Below are 16883 nucleotides of genomic sequence, written 5' to 3' on the forward strand. Positions count from 1 at the left end.
CTTGGAAATCCCCGGCCCCGGCAATCGCCGGTTTTTGGCTTGACGAGTCTCCGGACCCTCCGTAGGTACGCACCCCTGAGTGGGCCCGTAGCTCAGTTGGTAGAGCAGTTGACTTTTAATCAATTGGTCACAGGTTCGAATCCTGTCGGGCTCACCATTTTCCCCTGTTTTTTGGCGCATATGGGTTGGGGAACAGCGGGTTGTCCCGTTGACGGCACATCGAGAATCATCAGTTACCCCCGCCTACGCCCTCCTAAGGGTTGGCGCGCAATGTGCGGATCCGGTTGGGGCGCGCGCGTGGTTTGTCGGCCGTGGATGTGGCCGACCGATGACAGCGGGCGCGCTGCGCAAAAGGTTCTGCAGCAGCAAGACCTGACCTGTCGCGTCTCGACCGCTCTGGCCACTGTGGGTCTGGCCACCGCGGGCCTGTGGTGACCCCGGATTTTCGTGCAAGCTCGAAGGGTCCGTTCTCCACGGACTGCGCCCCCGCCGACGGCCGGGGGCCACCTTTCGCGCCCTGGGCAATGCTGGGGGGCAAGGACGGAGACACCAGACGCCCGACACGGCATCAACCGTCAGTGTCGCCTTACAAAAACAGAAAAGAGCGGGCGCAAGGCCCGCTCTTTCCGTATCCGATGATCCGGATGGATCAGAAGGACATTGCCAGGCCGAGCGACCAACGCGAACCGTCGGTGCACGACGGGCCGGCGCCGCCGCAATCGCTGTCGCCATAGCCGAGGTGCATCGAAGCGCCACCACCGAGGTCGTAGGCAGCTGCCAGACCGAAGCCTTCGTTGGTGTTGCCCGTGGTTTCTTCCTCGAACTGACCCCAGTTGGCGTGCAGGGTGATCGCGTCGAACTCGTAGCTCACGCCGAGGCCGATGTGGGTCTCGTCGAGGCTGCCGAGGGTCAGGTCACCTTCGGAGTAGTTGACGGTTGCCGTCAGGCCCGAGTCGAGCGCAACGCTTGCCGACACACCGATGAGGTCGGAGATGCCAACGCCGCCGTGATCGCCGGTCTGGTAACCGAGGCCGAGGTTGAGGCGACCGCCGCCGAAGTCGAGGCCGTAGCGGAAGCCGAGGCCGATGATGGCATCATCGGTGTTTGCCGAAGCGGACGGGTTGTTGCCCTGCACTTCAGCCGACAGGGCGAACCCGAAGTCGCCGACCGTGTAGTCGTAGCGCAGGATCTGACCGTTGTGGTCGCCGTCGTAGCCGGAGTTGCCGTTGAAGCCGCCGTGGCCGGTTTCAGCGTCATTGATCGAGCCCGGCGAACCGGCGTTGACTTCGGTCATCGCCCAGTCGAACGCACCGTCGGTGTCGCCCAGGGTCAGCGTGCCGAACGAGCCGCGAACGAACACGGTGAAGTCAGCGAAGGCGCTGGAAATGTCGCCAAGGCCGGTCGTGAGGGGCCGGTCGGACGCGTCATCGAGGTCGATGGTCGCGCCGAAGGACAGACCGTTGTCGGTCTGGCCGGTGAGTGCGAAACGCACGTCGACGGACTGGAAGAACGCGACGTCAAGACCGGTCCCGCCAGCAATACCCATTTCGGCCGAACCCGTCACGGTGACGTCTGCGGCCGCGGCGCCAGCGAAGGCCACCAGGGCAGTCGTAGCGAAGAGAACCTTTTTCATGGTTTTTCCCTCGTGTTGATATTCAAAGGTGCACCTCAAGACGGGGGGTCCGCATTGAGTATGCCCTTGTCTCCCTCCTCAGAACCCCGATTGCAAGCAAGCCCGCCGCCCGTTTCGTGTCTTGTCCGCGCCATGGTGCAGACATGCCACAGTCTTGTTGTGGGCATGCACCGGGGCAAAGGGCCTTGCCCGCTGTGGGGGGCTCCTATACCAAAAGCACGAGAAATAACGAAGTTGCGGGGACCGGCAGATGGATATGCGGCTGGCGAAGGTGGTTGGCATTTGCGCTGTGGCAGCGGTACTGGCCGGGTGCGGCGGCGGCGGTCCCTTTGGTGGTGACGGGCTTTTCGGCGGTGCGTCCCCCGAGCGCCGGGCCGCACAAAACGCCGCGCAGGAACGGGATCTGATCGAGCAGGGCATCTTGCCTGATCCCGAACGCTCCACCATCTTCGACCTCTTTTCCTCGGCCGACGACCCCAACAACACCGTCGAGGTGAACCGCTACCTCTGGAACGCCTCGCTCGAGATCCTCGATTTCATGCCGGTCGAAGCGGCCGATCCGTTTTCGGGGGTCATTCAGTTCGGCTTCGGCACACCGCCGGGCGGCAGCCAGGCCTACCGCGCGACCGTCTACGTGCAGGATCCCGCACTGGAGGCGCGATCCCTGCGCGTCGCGGTGCAATCCCGGGGCGGTGCAGTCAGCCGTGATGTCGCCCGCCAGATCGAAGACGCGATTCTGACCCGTGCCCGCCAGATCCGTCTCAGGGACAGCAACCTCTGACGCGGCTTTACGCCCGCGCCTTGCCATTCTAACACGACGCCGGGCGCACCTTGCCCGGCGTTTCCCGTTTCACGACCTGCCCCCAAGACCACAAGGACCTAACGCACATGTCCCGCTACGACCCCGCGACGCTGGAACCGAAATGGCAACAGGCCTGGGCCGAGGCAGGCACCTTCGTCGCCAGACGGTCAGCGGACCGCCCGAAATACTATGTGCTCGAGATGTTTCCCTATCCGTCGGGGCGCATCCATATCGGGCATGTGCGCAACTACACGATGGGTGACGTGATCGCGCGCTACAAGCTGGCCAAGGGGTTCAACGTGCTGCACCCGATGGGCTTCGACGCCTTCGGGATGCCGGCCGAGAACGCCGCGATTGCGTCGGGCGGCCATCCCGCCGACTGGACCTATGCCAATATCGACACGATGGTCGCGCAGATGAAGCCGCTGGGATTCGGGCTGGACTGGACGCGCATGTTCGCCACCTGCGACGTGGAATATTACGGTCAGCAGCAAGCGCTGTTTCTCGATTTCCTCGAAAAGGGTCTGGTCTACCGCAAGAACGCGGTGGTGAACTGGGACCCGGTCGACATGACGGTTCTGGCCAACGAGCAGGTGATCGACGGCAAAGGCTGGCGATCCGGCGCGGATGTGGAACGGCGCGAGCTGACGCAATGGTTCTTCAAGATCTCCGATTTCTCGGGCGAATTGCTGGATGCGCTGGACGGGCTTGACGACTGGCCGGCCAAGGTCAAGCTGATGCAGGCCAACTGGATTGGCCGGTCACGCGGATTGCAATTCGCATTTGGCCTCGCCACGCCGACGAAAACCCACGACCGGGTCGAGGTCTACACCACGCGACCCGACACGCTGCTGGGCGCAAGCTTCATCGGCATCTCGCCCGACCACCCCATCGCGAAAGAGCTTGAGGCCCATGACCCCGCCGTCGCCGCCTTCTGCGCCGAGGCGCGCAAGGGCGGCACCACCGAGGAGGCCATCGAAAAGGCCGAGAAGCTGGGCTTCGACACCGGCCTGCGCGTGCGCCATCCCTTTGACACCGCGTGGGAATTGCCGGTCTGGATCGCCAATTTCATCTTGATGGATTACGGCACCGGCGCGATCTTCGGATGCCCGGCCCATGACCAGCGCGACCTCGATTTCGCGCGCAAATATGACCTGCCCGTCATCTCGACCTTCGTGCCGCTGTCGGGCGATCATGTGCTGCCCGAGGACGGCGGCGCGGCCTATGTCCCGCCCAAACCCGAAAATGTGCGCTGGACGTTGCCCTTCAACTGGCCCGAAGAGGCGACCGGCGAACAGGCCGTGGATGCCGCCATTGCCTTTTGCGAGGCAAAAGGCGTCGGGCAAGGAGTGACCAAGTTCCGCCTGCGCGATTGGGGCCTGTCGCGCCAGCGCTACTGGGGCTGCCCGATTCCCGTGGTGCATTGCGAGGATTGCGGCGTCGTACCCGAGAAAAAGGAAAACCTGCCGATCGAATTGCCGCGCGACGTGACGCTCGACATTCCAGGCAACCCGCTGGATCGCCACCCGACGTGGCGCGACTGCACCTGTCCACGCTGTGGCAAACCCGCGAAGCGTGAAACCGACACGATGGATACCTTCGTCGATTCGTCGTGGTATTTCGCCCGCTTCACCGCGCCCCATGCCAAGACGCCTACCGACATGGCCGAGGCCGCCTACTGGATGAACGTCGACCAGTATATCGGCGGCATCGAGCATGCGATTCTGCACCTGCTCTATTCCCGCTTCTTCGCGCGGGCGATGCAGATTTGCGGCCACCTGCCCGAGACCGCCATCGAGCCCTTCGACGCGCTCTTCACGCAAGGGATGGTGACGCATGCGATATACCAGACGAAGGACGCGAACGGCCGCCCGGTCTACCACTACCCCGAGGAGGTGGATCTGCGCGACGGCCGCGGCTTCCTCAAGGACGGGCGCGAGGTGCAGATCATCCCCTCGGCCAAGATGTCGAAATCGAAAAACAACGTTGTCGACCCGGTCGCCATCATCGCCCAATACGGTGCCGACACCGCGCGCTGGTTCGTGCTGTCCGACAGCCCGCCCGAGCGCGACGTGGAATGGACAGCCTCCGGCGCCGAGGCGACAGCCAAGCACCTTGCCCGCGTCCACCGCATCGCCAGCGACATCGCCACCTCTGATGCCGCGCCGAACGAGGCGGACGAGGCGCTCTTGCGCGAGATGCACAAGGCGATCTTTGACGTGACCAACGGCATCGAGAGCTTTGGCTTCAACGCGGCCATCGCCAAGCTCTACGCATTCACCAACAGCTTGCAGAAATCGACCGCCGGAGCCGGAGCCAAACGGCAGGCCGCCCTGACGCTGGCGCAGCTCATGTCGCCCATGACCCCCCATCTGGCCGAGGAAATCTGGGCCCTGCTGGGGGGCGAGGCCCTGATCGCCAAGGCGCACTGGCCCGTGGCCGATGAGGCGATGCTGATCTCTGACACGGTCACCTTGCCGATCCAGATCAACGGCAAGCGTCGCTCGGAAATCACCGTGCCGCGCGACATGGTCAAGGAAGAGGTTGAAAAACTCGCGCTGGCCGACGACGCTGTGGTCAAGGCGCTGGCGGGGGGCCAGCCCAAGAAACTCATCGTCGTCCCGGGCCGGATCGTGAATGTCGTCGTCTGACCGCCGCACCCTCTTGAGGCTTTTGGCCGTGCTGCCGCTTGCGGCCTGCGGCTTCACGCCGGTCTATGGGCCGCAGGGCGCGGGGATCGCGCTGCGTGACCGACTGCGGATCGAGCCGCCCGACACCCGCGAAGGCTTCGTGTTGGTCGCACGCCTTGAAGATCGGCTGGGTCGCGCCACTGCGCCGACCCATGTCCTGACCTGGGACATCACGAGATCGCAACGCGATCTGGCGATCACCGGCACCAATGCCATCACACGGATCAACCTGGCCGGTACGCTGTCCTTTCGCGTGACCGAGGCCGCCACCGACACGCAGGTGCAGGCAGGCTCGGTCTCCACCTTCACCGCCTATTCGACCACCGGCTCGCCGGTCTCGACCGCGGCCGCCCGCCGCGACGCCGAGGACCGGCTGATGGTGGCGCTGGCCGATCAACTGGTGTCGCGCCTGCTGGCCGGCGCGGCCGCCTGGGCATGAAGCTCGCCCCCCGCGACGTCGCGGTCTATGTGCGCCAGCCCGATCCAGCCTCGGCGGGGTGCCTGATCTTCGGCGATGACGCGATGCGTGTGGCGCTGCGTCGGCAGGAACTGCTCAAGAGCCTGCTGGGCGACGGCGCCGAAGAAGAAATGCGCCTGACCCGCCTTGCCGCCGCCGATCTGCGCGGCGACCCCGCCGCCCTTCTCGATGCGGTCAAGGCCGTGGGCTTCTTTCCCGGACCCCGCGCTGTCTTTGTCGAAGGCGCGACCGACGGGCTGGCGCCTGTCCTTGCCACCGCGCTGGCGGAGTGGCGCCCAGGCGACGCGCAGATCATCGTCGCCGCCGGCAAGCTCACCGCCGCCTCGGCGCTGCGCAAGCTCTTCGAGGGGCACAAGTCCGCCCGCGCTTGCGCGATCTACGACGAACCGCCGGGCCGCGCCGAGATCGAGGCGCTGCTGGCCGAGGCGGGCCTGCGCGACATCCCCCGCGACGCCATGGGCGATCTGGAGGCGCTGTCACGCGCGCTTCCGCCGGGCGATTTCCGCCAGACGATCGAGAAACTGGGCCTCTACAAACGCGGTGACACCACGCCCGTGGGACCCGCCGACATCGCCGCCGTCGCCCCCCTGACGCTCGAGGCGGCGCTGGATGATGCGCTGAACGCCACCGCCGAGGCGGCCGAGGGCAGCATCGGCCCGATCCTCGCCCGACTCTCCGGGCAAGGCGTCACGCCCGTGTCTCTTTGCATCGCGGCCACCCGCCATTTCCGCGCGCTGCACGCTGCCGCCTGCCACCCCGGCGGCCCGGCCGCGGGTCTTCAGGCGCAGCGCCCGCCGGTCTTCGGCCCTCGCCGCGACCGGATGCTGAAACAGGCGCAGGGCTGGGGCCGCGACAAGCTGGAAACCGCGCTCAGCCTGCTGGTCGAGACCGACCTGACCTTGCGCTCGGCGCAGAGCGCGCCACAGATGGCGCTGATGGAACGCACATTGATCCGGCTCGCCATGATGCCGGCACGGGGGAGACGATGACCATGGGCTACACCCTGATCGGCGCGGTCAGAAGCCGCGCTTTCCGCGTGATGTGGATGCTGGAAGAACTGGGGCTGGAGTACGAGCATGTCGACGCCGCCCCCCGCTCCGAGGAGGTCACCCGCATCAGCCCCGCAGGCAAGGTGCCGGTGCTCGTGGCCGATGGCGTGCCGATCACGGATTCGGTGGCGATCATGACCTACCTCGCCGACCGTCACGCGGCGCTGACCTTTGCGCCCGGCACGCTCGATCGCGCCCGGCAGGACAGCCTCACGCACATGATCCTCGATGAGTTCGACGCGACACTTTGGACGGCCGCAAAACACAGCTTCGTCCTGCCCGAGGAACACCGCGTGCCTGCGATCAAGGACAGCCTGCAGTGGGAGTTTGCCCGCGCGCAGAGAAGTCTTGTAGCCCGCATGGCCGAGGACGGCCCATTCCTGATGGGCGACACGATGACCATCGCCGACATCTTGCTGGCCCATTGTGGCGGCTGGGCGATCAACGCGAAATTCCCGATCACGGAACCGCGCCTGCGCGACCACATCGCCATGATGCGCGACCGCCCCGCCTTTCACCGCGCCATGGGGGCATGACAGGGCAGCGCGCCACCTCGCGGCCCCCCTTCTGTGGTTCCAAAACATCCTGAAAGAACAGCCAAAGCCCTTGGGGATCGGCATTGGAACACCATTGGTCGGGGTGACAATGGCGATGCCCGCACTACCGCCCCCACATTGCCGCATGCCGCCCGGCCCATAGCCCTGTCGCCAGACAGCCGGTGATCAGATAGCCGCCCGTCGGCGCTTCCCAGTCCAGCATCTCGCCCGCGACGAACACGCCCGGCAGAGCGCGCAGCATCAGCCCGTCATCCACCGCGCCGCGTGTGACACCCCCGGCGGTCGAGATCGCCTCGTCCATCGGACGCGGGCCTGCATGGCGAATCTCCAGCCCTTTGAGCAACCGCGCCAAAGCCATCCCCTCGGGCAGGGGCCGCCCGAATTCCTGCAGCAGCGCGCGCTTGACCGGGTCAAGCTTCAATGCCTTTTCCAGATGCTGGGCAAGCGTCCGCTTGCCCGGCCGCGCCACGATCCGCCGTGCGACCTCGTCCATTGGAAGATCCGGCAGGAGATCGACAATCAAGGACGCCCCGTCGCGCACATCGGCCGCCACCGCATAGATGCCGCCGCCCTCGACACCCCGGGCCGAGACGACGAATTCCCCGCGGTGCCAGCGCCCGCCCCCGTCGCGGAGCGCCACGCCCTTGACCGGCAGGCCGAAGACCGGGTGCATATGCACCGACCATGCCACCACGAACCCCATGTTCGCGGGTCGGAACGGCGCGATCTCGACGCCGTGCTCCACCAGCAAGCCGGCCCAGGCCCCGTCCGACCCCAACCGCGCCCAGCTTGCCCCGCCCAGCGCAAGCACCACCACGCGCGGGGCCAGCGCACGTTCCCCCTGCGCCGTCGCAAAGACCCAGTTCGCCCCGTCCCGGCCAAGCCAACGCCAGCCCGTCCGCACCTCCGCGCCGACGCGCCTGATCCACGCGCGCAAAAGCGGGCTGGCCTTCATCGCCACCGGAAAAACCCGCCCCGACGATCCGGTGAACACCGGCTGACCCAATCCCTCGGCCCAGTTCTTCACCGTCTCGGGCCCCATCTCCGCCAGCATCGGCGCAAGCCACGCCGCCGCCCCGCCATAGGCCGACACAAAGGCCCCCGCATCCTCGTCCTTGGTCAGATTCAGCCCCGATTTCCCTGCCATCAGGAACTTGCGCCCGACCGATGGCTTGCCCTCGGCCAGCACGACCGACCGCCCCGCGCGCGCCAGAACCTCGGCCGCCATCAGCCCGGCGGGCCCCGACCCGATCACCAGCGCGTCGACCGCTTCCGCCCCCTTGCCCTCCGCTGCGCCCGCGCCAGCTTCACCCGCCATGACCGACCTGCCCATCTGCCCCCTGTGCCTGCGCCCGATCCCGCCCGGCGCCAAGCAAAGCCTGCATCACCTGATCCCCAAACTGCGCGGCGGCAAGGGCGGGCCCACGGTTCTGTTGCACCAGATCTGCCACAATGAAATCCACGCCACCCTGTCCGAGGCGGAACTGGCCCGAAGCTACACCACCCCCGATGCTCTGCGCGCCCATCCGCGCCTTGCTATCTTCTTCGACTGGGTGGCCAAACGCCCGCCCGACTTTCATTCCAAGACCCCCGGCGGGCGGCGCGGCTGGAAACGGCGCTAACGCCCGTCGCACATCGCCTTGATCCGATGCAGCACCGGCAGGTTGCCCGCCAGCGCATCGCTTGCGATGTCGTGCGCCTGGTCCATCAGGTGCTCGGGCAAGGTGATCCGGTCGATCAGGCCAAAACCCAGCGCCTCGTCCGCGGTCAGTTTCTGCCCGCCCAGCAGCAGCAGCTTGGCGCGGGCGGGCCCCATCAGCGCCACCAACCGCCCCGGGTCCGAGGGTTGCGGCAAGAAGCCCAGCTTGGCCACCGGGTAGAAGAACCGCGCCTGCGGCACCGCAATGCGCAGATCGCAGGCCAGCGCCATGCCAAAGGCACCGCCCGCCAGCGTCCCGTTGAGCGCCGCGATCGTCAGGCAGGGCAAGCCCGCGATCGCGCCCGACACCTGTTCCCACAGGGGCGAGGTAGCCAGCCCTGCCCGCGCTTCGTCCAGATCGGCACCGGCGGAAAAAACCTTGTCGCCCGCGCCTGTCACGATAAGCGCGCGGATCTGCGGATCGAGGCTGGCCTCCGTCACGATCTCGGCCAACCGCGACAGCATCGCGGCGGTCAACGAATTGGCCTTGTCCGGCCGGTTGAGCGTGACGGTCCAGAGGCCGTCCGCGGTCTGGCACTCGATCATCCGCCAACCCCGACGGCGGCGCGCACAGCAGGATCGCGCAGCGAGATGTCGTTGCCCAGCCAGCGGTCGGCATCAGGCCCGCACATCCAGACCAGCGCCTGCGCCGGCCATTCGGGCGGGATGTGGTCGGACCAGTCCAGCTGGCTGACCGGGTTGACGCCCGAAGCCTTGATATCGCGCTGCATGTCGGTGGCCACCGTACCCGGCGACAGGCCCAGCGCCCGGATGCCCTTGCCGCCCAGTTCCTTGTGCAGGCAGGCGGTGAACATCTTGGCCCCGGCCTTGGAGGAACAATAGGCGCTCCAGCCCTCCAACGCGTTGACGGCAGCACCCGAGCTGACGGTGATGATCGTGCCGCCGCCCGTGGACAGCATCAGCGGCACCGCCGCGCGGGCGCCGTGGAACACGCCCTTGAGGTTGATGTCGATGGCCTGATCCCAGGCGTCCGGATCGGCATCCATGATGGAAGCGATGGGCGTGATGACACCGGCATTGCCGATCAGCACATCGAGCCCGCCGAATGTCGTGACCGCCGCTGTCAGTGCCGTCTCGACCTCCCAGTAGCGGCTTACGTCGCAAGGCACGGCCAGCGCTGTTGGACCGATCTCGCCTGCAAGCCCCGCGATGGCGTCACGGTCGCGCGCCATCAAGACGACATTGGCCCCGGCCGCAGCAAAGGCCCGTGCGGCAGCAGCGCCGATTCCCCGGCTGGCACCCGTGATCGCCACGGTCTTGCCCTTCAGATCGACGGTCATGGCTCAAGTCTCCCCTGTCTTTGCGGTTTCGTCCACAGTGCTAACGCCCCCCGGCGCGACCGGCCAGCCCCCGGATCGCCCCCGGATCGCCCCCGGATCGCCCGGAGTGGCAATGTCGGGCTATCCCCACTTGACCCGACCTGCCCGCCCCGCGAACATCCGGCTATCAGCTGTGCCCTTTTCAGACCCGGATGGATCTCATGCCCAGACCCAAACTTCTTTCCATGACCATTTCCGCCATTGCCCTTTCACTTGCCTCTCCCGCACTGGCGGTGACAGCCGAAGAGCTTTGGGCCGAATGGCAGGCGCAGGCGACCGCGCTTGGCCAGACCATGACGGCCGCCGAAGTGGTGCCAGCCAGCGGCAGCCTGACGCTGCGGGGCTTCAGTTCCAGCTTCTCGGATGGCGAGGTTTCGACCGTTGGCCGTGTCGACGAGATCGTGATGACCGAGAACGCGGATGGCAGCGTGGCCATCGACATGTCCGATGTCTACGCGATCACGATCAGCTTCACGGACTTGCCCGGTGATCCGCCGGTCAACATCGGCGTGAACATGATCATGCCCGACCTCGTCATGACCGCACGCGGTGATGTGGGCGCGCGCATCTACGACTATTCGGCCTCGCGTATCACCTTCGAGGAGGGGCCGATCACGGGCGGCAACGGGATCCAGCCCACGATCGACATGACGATCGGGGTTGAAGACCTGACCGCGACCTACCAGGTCGATGGCACGAACCCCGAGAACATCGCCTATACCACCAGTTCCGAGATCGGGGGCATCGCGGGCGCCATCGACATCCTGCCGCCCCCGGACGAGGAGGGGCGGCTGAAACTGACCTTCGCGCTCGGGCCGACCAGCCTGACGGGGTCGGGGCAGTTGGGCAACCTTGCCGAACTGGCCAGCAACCCCGAGATCATGCCGACCGATTTCGACCTCAACGGTGACATCACCTATGGCAGCGCCAGTTTCGAGATGACCTTCGAACATCCGACCGATGCCTTCAACGCCTTCGCCTCGAACGAAGGTGGCAGCCTGCGCACCGTGTTCTCGGAAAGCGCACTGGAATACCGGATCACCACGACCGGCAGCAGCAGCTACTTCGCCGGGGGCGGGTCCCCGGTGCCGATCGAATACAGCGTTGGCAGTGCCGAAATCGCGCTGCGCGTTCCGCTCGGCACGGCGACCGACCCGCAGCCGGTCGCCGCGCGGCTTGCCTTTCAGGACGTGGACGTTGGCGACGGTGTCTGGGCGATGGCCGATCCGGCGGCCAGCTTTCCGCGCGACCCGATCACCGTGATCGCCGATATCTCGGGCAATATTCGCGTGTTGACCGACTTGCTGCACCCTGATGCCGCGGGCGCCGCGATGTTCGGGCAATCCCCGGCGGAGCTTGTGGACATGACCGTGAACGAATTGCGCGTCTCGGTCGGCGGTGCCACCCTATCGGGGTCGGGCAGTGCGACCTTTGCCCCCGGTCCGGTGCCCATGCCGGTCGGTTCGGTCGATCTGCAGCTGTCTGGCGGCAACGCGCTGCTTGACCGGCTGCAGGCCTCGGGGCTGGTGCCGATCGAGCAACTGGCGATGGCGCGCGGCCTCCTGGGCGCCTTCGCCCGGCCCGGTGCGACGCCCGACACGCTGGAATCCACGATCCAGTTCACCGAAGGCGGCGGCATCACCGCCAACGGCGTGCCGCTGCAGTAACGGGCAGACCTTCCGCGAACCCCGTCCGTCGCGCGATCGCGGGCGGGGTTTCGCATGCCTTGCGGCGGGACCCCGACAGCACTAGGTCCGGATGCAGACACAAAACAGAAAGCCGCCCGCATGTCCGACACCCTTGCCGCGTTGACCCAAGCCCTGCTCGACGCTGCAAGCCGCGCCGGGGCCGAAGCAGCGGACGCCATCGCCATTGACGGAACATCGCTGTCCATCGCGGTGCGGGGCGGCCAGCTGGAACAGGCCGAACGCTCGGAAGGGGTTGAAATCGGGCTGCGCGTTTTGATGGGGCGGCGTCAGGCCTGCGTCTCGGCCTCGGACACGCGGGCCGACACCTTGCGCGAAATGGCCGAGCGCGCCGTGACCATGGCCCGTCTGGCCCCCGAGGACCCGACCGTGGGTCTGGCAGACCCCTCGCAACTGGGGCGCGTCCGCGATGGTGCGTGGCTCGACATGTCGGACCCTGCCGCCGATCCCGACCCGGCGAACCTCGAGGATGCCGCCCGCCGCGCCGAGGCGGCGGCGCTGGCCGTGCGCGGTGTAAGCCAGGTGCAATCGGCCGAGGCAGGCTTTTCCCGCCGCCGCGTTCATATTGCGGCCAGCAACGGGTTTTCGGGCGGCTACGAGCGGTCCGACCATGGGCTGGGCTGCGTCGCGATCACCGGCGAGGGGCTGGGGATGGAACGCGATTACTACGGTGACGGGCGCAACCACGCCGCCGATCTGATGACGCCCGAAGATATCGGGCGTCTGGCGGGCGAACGCACCGTGGCGCGTGCGGGTGCGCGCAAGCCGCCGACGGGCACCTATCCGGTGGTCTTTGACGAACGCATATCCTCGGGGCTGATCGGGCATCTGCTGGCGGCGACAAACGGCACGGCCATTGCGCGCGGCGCAAGCTGGGCGCGCGATCTGATGGGCGCGCAGGTGCTGCCAAAGGGCCTGTCGCTGATCGAGGACCCCCACCGCCCGCGCACCTCGGGCTCCAAGCCCTTCGATGGCGAGGGGTTGCCGACCGCGCGGCGCCTGATCGTCGAGGATGGCGTGCTGACCGGCTGGACACTGGATCTGGCCACAGGGCGCAAGCTGGGCCAGCCCTCGACCGCGAACGCCAGCCGCGGCACCTCCGCGCCGCCCTCGCCCAGCAACGGAAACATCGCACTGACGCAAGGCGACATCGACCTTGCCGGGTTGCTGGCCGAGATGGGGACCGGCCTGCTCATCACCTCGATGATCGGGTCCTCCATCAACGCCACAACGGGCGATTATTCGCGCGGCGCGTCCGGGTTCTGGGTCGAGAACGGGCAGATCACCTATCCGGTCAACGAATGCACCGTGGCGGGCAACCTGCGCGACATGCTGATGACGATCCGGCCCGCGAACGACGCGCGCCCGCATCTCAGCCGGGTGGTGCCATCGCTGCTGGTCGAGGGGCTGACCCTTGCCGGTGCCTGATCCGCTGGAGGATCTTGCCCTTCTGGTCGAGGCCGCGCGCGGCGCGGGCCGGATCGCCGCCCGCTTTTTCCGCGACGAGCCCGAAACCTGGGACAAGCCCGATGGCGCGGGCCCGGTGACCGAGGCCGATCTGGCGGTCGACGAGATGCTGCGCGACCGCCTTTGCGACGCGCGGCCCGATTACGGCTGGCTGTCCGAGGAAACGCCCGACACCCCCGAACGCCTCAAGGCCGAGCGTGTCTTCATCGTCGATCCCATCGACGGCACGCAGGCCTTCATAGAGGGCAGTTCCGCCTTTTCCCATTCCCTCGCCGTGGCCGAGGGCGGCGTGGTTGTCGCCGCCGTGGTCTACCTGCCGATCCGCGGCAAGCTTTACGCCGCCGCGCGCGGCCATGGCGCGACGCTGAACGATCAGGCGATCCGCGCGGCAGACGATTGCGCGCTGCAAGACGCCGAAGTGCTGGCGACCAAACACACCCTTTCGCCGGAACACTGGCCGCAAGGTGTGCCGCCGGTGACGCGCGCCTATCGCCCGTCGCTGGCCTACCGGATGGCGCTGGTAGGCGAGGGGCGGTTCGATGGCATGGTGACCTTTCGCCCGACATGGGAATGGGACATCGCCGCCGGGTCGCTGATCATCGCCGAGGCGGGCGGGCTGGCCACGGATGCAACTGGGGCCGTGCTGCGCTTTAACGCGGATGTGCCCAAGGTGCCCGGCGTTCTGGCAGGATCGGCGGGCGTGCACAGCGCCTTGCTGCGCGCCCGGGTCTAGCGCGGGCCCGCGACCTCGGTCGGGGCAGGTGCCGCGGTCACCGACAGCGAGGCCAGCAGCGACACCAGCAACAGCGAGATCAGGGCCACGAGGCTGAGGCGAAGGGTCATGGCGACGATACCACCTGTCTCATACGCCCCGGAATGTCGGGGCATCTGACTCCACGATAGGCGCAGCGGCCGATCCGTGCGAGTAAGGCTGTCCCTACCCGCGTTGCTTGACGCTGCCCCGCCATTCCCTAGGGTGCCGCGCGCACCGCCCCCTTGATCTTGCAAAGGACATGACCTTGACGCAGCGCCCGCACCCCTCCCCTCGGGCCGAAGCCGTGACTGCCTCGCGCCGCGCCGCGCGCAGAACCGGCGCGCCCGGTCCGGCCGGTGTCGGTTGTCGTGGCTGAGGGCAGCACATGATGAGCCGTTCGATGGCCCTTGGTCTGTATCTGGCGTGGTCGGCCCGCGGCGGGAAAGGCTTTGCGGAACGCAAGCTGCGCGAGCGGTTGGCCGAGGGCAAGGAAGACGTCGCGCGCATCGATGAGCGTCGGGGCATCGCGGGTCGGGCGCGCCCCGTTGGTCCGCTGATCTGGTTCCATGCCGCGAGCGTCGGCGAATCGGTCGCGCTGCTGGAACTGATCCGGCATCTGATCGAGGATCGGAGCGACCTTTCCATCCTTGTCACGACCGGCACCGTCACTTCGGCCGGCGTGATGGCCGACCGCCTGCCCGAGCGCGCCTTTCACCAATACCTGCCTCTCGATGCGCGCCCCTTCGTGCGCCGGTTCCTTGACCACTGGCGCCCCGATGTCGCGGTCTGGACGGAAAGCGAGCTATGGCCCGCCCTGATCTGCGAGACCAAGGCGCGCGCCATCCCCATGGTCTTGCTCAATGCGCGCATGTCCAAGGCCAGCCACGACCGCTGGCGGTTCCTCCGCGGCATGGCGCGCAGCCTGCTGCAGCGCTTTGACCGCGCGCTGGTTCAAGACAGCCTGACCGAGATCTACCTGCGCCGCCTTGGCCTGCCGATCGACAGGATGGAGGTGACAGGCACCCTCAAGGAAGGAGCCGCGGCCCTTCCGGTCAAGCCCGCCGAGTTGGAGACAATGCGGGCCGAGATCGGCGGGCGACCCGTCTGGGTCGCGGCCTCGACCCATCCGGGCGAGGAGGAGATGGTGCTGGAGGCGCACAGGATTGCGATCCGCACAAACCCCCGGCTTTTGCTGATCCTTGTGCCGCGCCACCCTGACCGGGGCAACGAGATCGCGGCGCTCCTCGATGCCGGCGACTGGGCCTATACCCGGCGCAGCATCGGCGAAGGCCCCGAGGCCGAGACGACGGTCTATCTGGCCGACACGATGGGCGAGCTGGGCCTGTGGTATCGCCTTGCGCCCGTCAGCTTTGTCGGCGGCTCATGGGAACCCATCGGCGGGCATAACCCGTTCGAACCCGCCTCGCTTGGTTCGGCCATCCTGCACGGTCCCTATGTGACGAATTTCGTCGACATCTACCAACGCCTGACCGAGGCGCGTGCGGCGCGGCTGGTCTCGGCGCCGCAGACTTTGGCCGAGGCGGTCGATGACCTGCTGTCGCCAGACCGGGCCGCGGCCATGGCCCATGCCGCATGGGAGGTCGTTTCCTCCGGTGCAGATGTGACTGAACGCGCCAAGGCGGTGCTGCTGGACATGCTGGACGCGGCAGAGGCCGGGCGCGGGGCGAGGGGCTGATGCGCGCGCCGGGGTTCTGGCATCGCGAGCCGGGTTTCGTGTCAGCGCTGCTGTCGCCGCTCGGGACGGTCTATGCCGGGGCCACGCGGCGCAGGCTGGCGCAAGGGCCGCGGGTGCGGGTGGGCGTGCCGGTGATCTGCGTGGGCAATCTGAACGCGGGCGGCACCGGAAAGACGCCTGCGGTGATCGCGCTCGCCGAACGCCTGCGCGACCGGGGGGTCGCGGCACACGCCGTGTCTCGCGGCCATGGCGGGTCGCTGACCGGGCCTGTCTTGGTCGATGAACGCCGCCACAGCGCCGCCCAGACCGGGGATGAGCCGCTGTTGCTGGCGGCCTTTCTGCCGACATGGGTGGCGCAAGATCGGGCAGAGGGCGCGCGGTCGGCGGTGGCGGCAGGGGCGCAGGTCATCGTGTTGGATGACGGCTTCCAGAACCCGGGCCTTGCCCATGACCTGTCCGTGATCGTGGTCGATGCCCATATCGGCTTTGGCAATGGCCGCGTGATCCCGGCCGGTCCCTTGCGCGAACCGGTCGGCGCGGGGCTGGCGCGCGCCGATCTGGTGCTGTCGATCGGGGACGAGACCGGACAGGCCCGCTTTGCCGACCGCTGGGGGGCGGCTGTCCCCGTGCCCCTTGTGACCGGACGGCTGGAGCCCTTGCCAACCGGCCTGCCGATCAAGAGCCTCAAGGTGCTGGCCTTTGCCGGCATCGGCCATCCGGAGAAGTTCTTTCGCACGCTCGCCGCCATGGGCGCCGATATCCGCGCCACCCATGCGCTGAGCGATCATCAGCCGCTCAGCGACACGCTGATGACCCGCATGCTGCGCGAGGCGCGTGCGATGGGCGCGCAGGTGGTGACGACGGAAAAGGACGCCGTGCGACTCCCGCCTGCGCTCAGGTCACAGGTGATGACGGTGCCCGTGCGCTTGCGTCTGGAGGATTGGGGGCCAGTGGATGCGGGGTTGGATCGTGTTTTGGCTGCGCGGGGCACGCCTTAGGGCGCACCGCGACG

15 protein-coding genes and 1 tRNA gene are annotated in these 16883 nt (G+C 67.4%); 12 read left to right on the forward strand and 4 right to left on the reverse strand.

Annotation, left to right across the window (positions count from 1 at the left end):
- The first annotated feature begins 81 nt into the window (after positions 1 to 81).
- Positions 82 to 157: transfer RNA gene (locus C7455_RS13125), tRNA-Lys, on the forward strand.
- Between the two features lie 492 nt (positions 158 to 649).
- On the opposite strand, the gene C7455_RS13130 is transcribed toward C7455_RS13125, so the two are convergent.
- The gene (locus tag C7455_RS13130) at positions 650 to 1633 is read right to left on the reverse strand and encodes a porin (RefSeq protein ID WP_109668947.1); all 984 of its coding nucleotides are present in this window, start codon (positions 1631 to 1633) and stop codon (positions 650 to 652) included.
- 250 nt (positions 1634 to 1883) lie between these two features.
- On the opposite strand from C7455_RS13130, the gene C7455_RS13135 reads away from it, so the two are divergent.
- The 5 genes from C7455_RS13135 (at position 1884) to C7455_RS13155 (ending at position 7188) form a co-directional block, all read left to right on the forward strand.
- Positions 1884 to 2414 carry a DUF3576 domain-containing protein gene (locus tag C7455_RS13135; protein ID WP_170119078.1) on the forward strand — a complete coding sequence of 177 codons (531 nt, stop codon included), beginning with the start codon at positions 1884 to 1886 and terminating at the stop codon, positions 2412 to 2414.
- Between the two features lie 107 nt (positions 2415 to 2521).
- Positions 2522 to 5086 (forward strand): leucine--tRNA ligase, encoded by a 2565-nt coding sequence (leuS, locus tag C7455_RS13140; protein ID WP_109668949.1) that lies wholly within the window; start codon positions 2522 to 2524, stop codon positions 5084 to 5086.
- Positions 5073 to 5564: an LPS assembly lipoprotein LptE gene (gene lptE, locus C7455_RS13145; protein ID WP_109668951.1), complete on the forward strand. Its 492-nt coding sequence runs from the start codon at positions 5073 to 5075 to the stop codon at positions 5562 to 5564. Before leuS ends, lptE begins: the two co-directional genes overlap by 14 nt.
- Positions 5561 to 6592: a DNA polymerase III subunit delta gene (locus tag C7455_RS13150; protein ID WP_109668953.1), complete on the forward strand. Its 1032-nt coding sequence runs from the start codon at positions 5561 to 5563 to the stop codon at positions 6590 to 6592. The genes lptE and C7455_RS13150 overlap by 4 nt, the downstream gene beginning before the upstream one ends.
- Positions 6589 to 7188 (forward strand): glutathione S-transferase family protein, encoded by a 600-nt coding sequence (locus C7455_RS13155; protein WP_245904325.1) that lies wholly within the window; start codon positions 6589 to 6591, stop codon positions 7186 to 7188. Before C7455_RS13150 ends, C7455_RS13155 begins: the two co-directional genes overlap by 4 nt.
- Positions 7189 to 7312: 124 nt before the next feature.
- On the opposite strand, the gene C7455_RS13160 is transcribed toward C7455_RS13155, so the two are convergent.
- Positions 7313 to 8527: a TIGR03862 family flavoprotein gene (locus tag C7455_RS13160; protein ID WP_109669171.1), complete on the reverse strand. Its 1215-nt coding sequence runs from the start codon at positions 8525 to 8527 to the stop codon at positions 7313 to 7315.
- Between C7455_RS13160 and C7455_RS13165 the strand changes: the two genes are divergently transcribed.
- Positions 8526 to 8831 (forward strand): HNH endonuclease family protein, encoded by a 306-nt coding sequence (locus C7455_RS13165; RefSeq protein ID WP_109668957.1) that lies wholly within the window; start codon positions 8526 to 8528, stop codon positions 8829 to 8831. The two genes, C7455_RS13160 and C7455_RS13165, sit on opposite strands and share 2 nt — an antisense overlap.
- On the opposite strand, the gene C7455_RS13170 is transcribed toward C7455_RS13165, so the two are convergent.
- Both C7455_RS13170 and C7455_RS13175 read right to left on the reverse strand, forming a co-directional pair.
- The gene (locus C7455_RS13170; protein WP_109668959.1) at positions 8828 to 9454 is read right to left on the reverse strand and encodes an enoyl-CoA hydratase/isomerase family protein; all 627 of its coding nucleotides are present in this window, start codon (positions 9452 to 9454) and stop codon (positions 8828 to 8830) included. The two genes, C7455_RS13165 and C7455_RS13170, sit on opposite strands and share 4 nt — an antisense overlap.
- Positions 9451 to 10209, reverse strand: coding sequence for an SDR family oxidoreductase (locus tag C7455_RS13175; protein ID WP_109668961.1), 759 nt, complete (start codon positions 10207 to 10209; stop codon positions 9451 to 9453). The genes C7455_RS13170 and C7455_RS13175 overlap by 4 nt, the downstream gene beginning before the upstream one ends.
- 224 nt (positions 10210 to 10433) lie before the next feature.
- On the opposite strand from C7455_RS13175, the gene C7455_RS13180 reads away from it, so the two are divergent.
- From C7455_RS13180 to lpxK, 5 genes are all read left to right on the forward strand, one after another.
- Positions 10434 to 11915 (forward strand): DUF2125 domain-containing protein, encoded by a 1482-nt coding sequence (locus tag C7455_RS13180; protein ID WP_170119079.1) that lies wholly within the window; start codon positions 10434 to 10436, stop codon positions 11913 to 11915.
- A gap of 120 nt (positions 11916 to 12035) precedes the next feature.
- Positions 12036 to 13382, forward strand: coding sequence for a TldD/PmbA family protein (locus C7455_RS13185; RefSeq protein ID WP_109668965.1), 1347 nt, complete (start codon positions 12036 to 12038; stop codon positions 13380 to 13382).
- Complete coding sequence (locus C7455_RS13190) at positions 13369 to 14154, forward strand: 3'(2'),5'-bisphosphate nucleotidase CysQ (RefSeq protein ID WP_245904326.1); 786 nt, start codon at positions 13369 to 13371, stop codon at positions 14152 to 14154. Before C7455_RS13185 ends, C7455_RS13190 begins: the two co-directional genes overlap by 14 nt.
- Positions 14155 to 14560: 406 nt before the next feature.
- Positions 14561 to 15871, forward strand: a complete 1311-nt coding sequence (locus C7455_RS13195; RefSeq protein WP_245904327.1) for a 3-deoxy-D-manno-octulosonic acid transferase — start codon at positions 14561 to 14563, stop codon at positions 15869 to 15871.
- Positions 15871 to 16869 carry a tetraacyldisaccharide 4'-kinase gene (lpxK, locus tag C7455_RS13200; RefSeq protein ID WP_109668968.1) on the forward strand — a complete coding sequence of 333 codons (999 nt, stop codon included), beginning with the start codon at positions 15871 to 15873 and terminating at the stop codon, positions 16867 to 16869. The genes C7455_RS13195 and lpxK overlap by 1 nt, the downstream gene beginning before the upstream one ends.
- The last annotated feature ends 14 nt before the right edge of the window (positions 16870 to 16883 follow it).

The sequence above is a fragment of the Roseicyclus mahoneyensis genome (assembly GCF_003148775.1).
Classification (GTDB): domain Bacteria; phylum Pseudomonadota; class Alphaproteobacteria; order Rhodobacterales; family Rhodobacteraceae; genus Roseicyclus; species Roseicyclus mahoneyensis.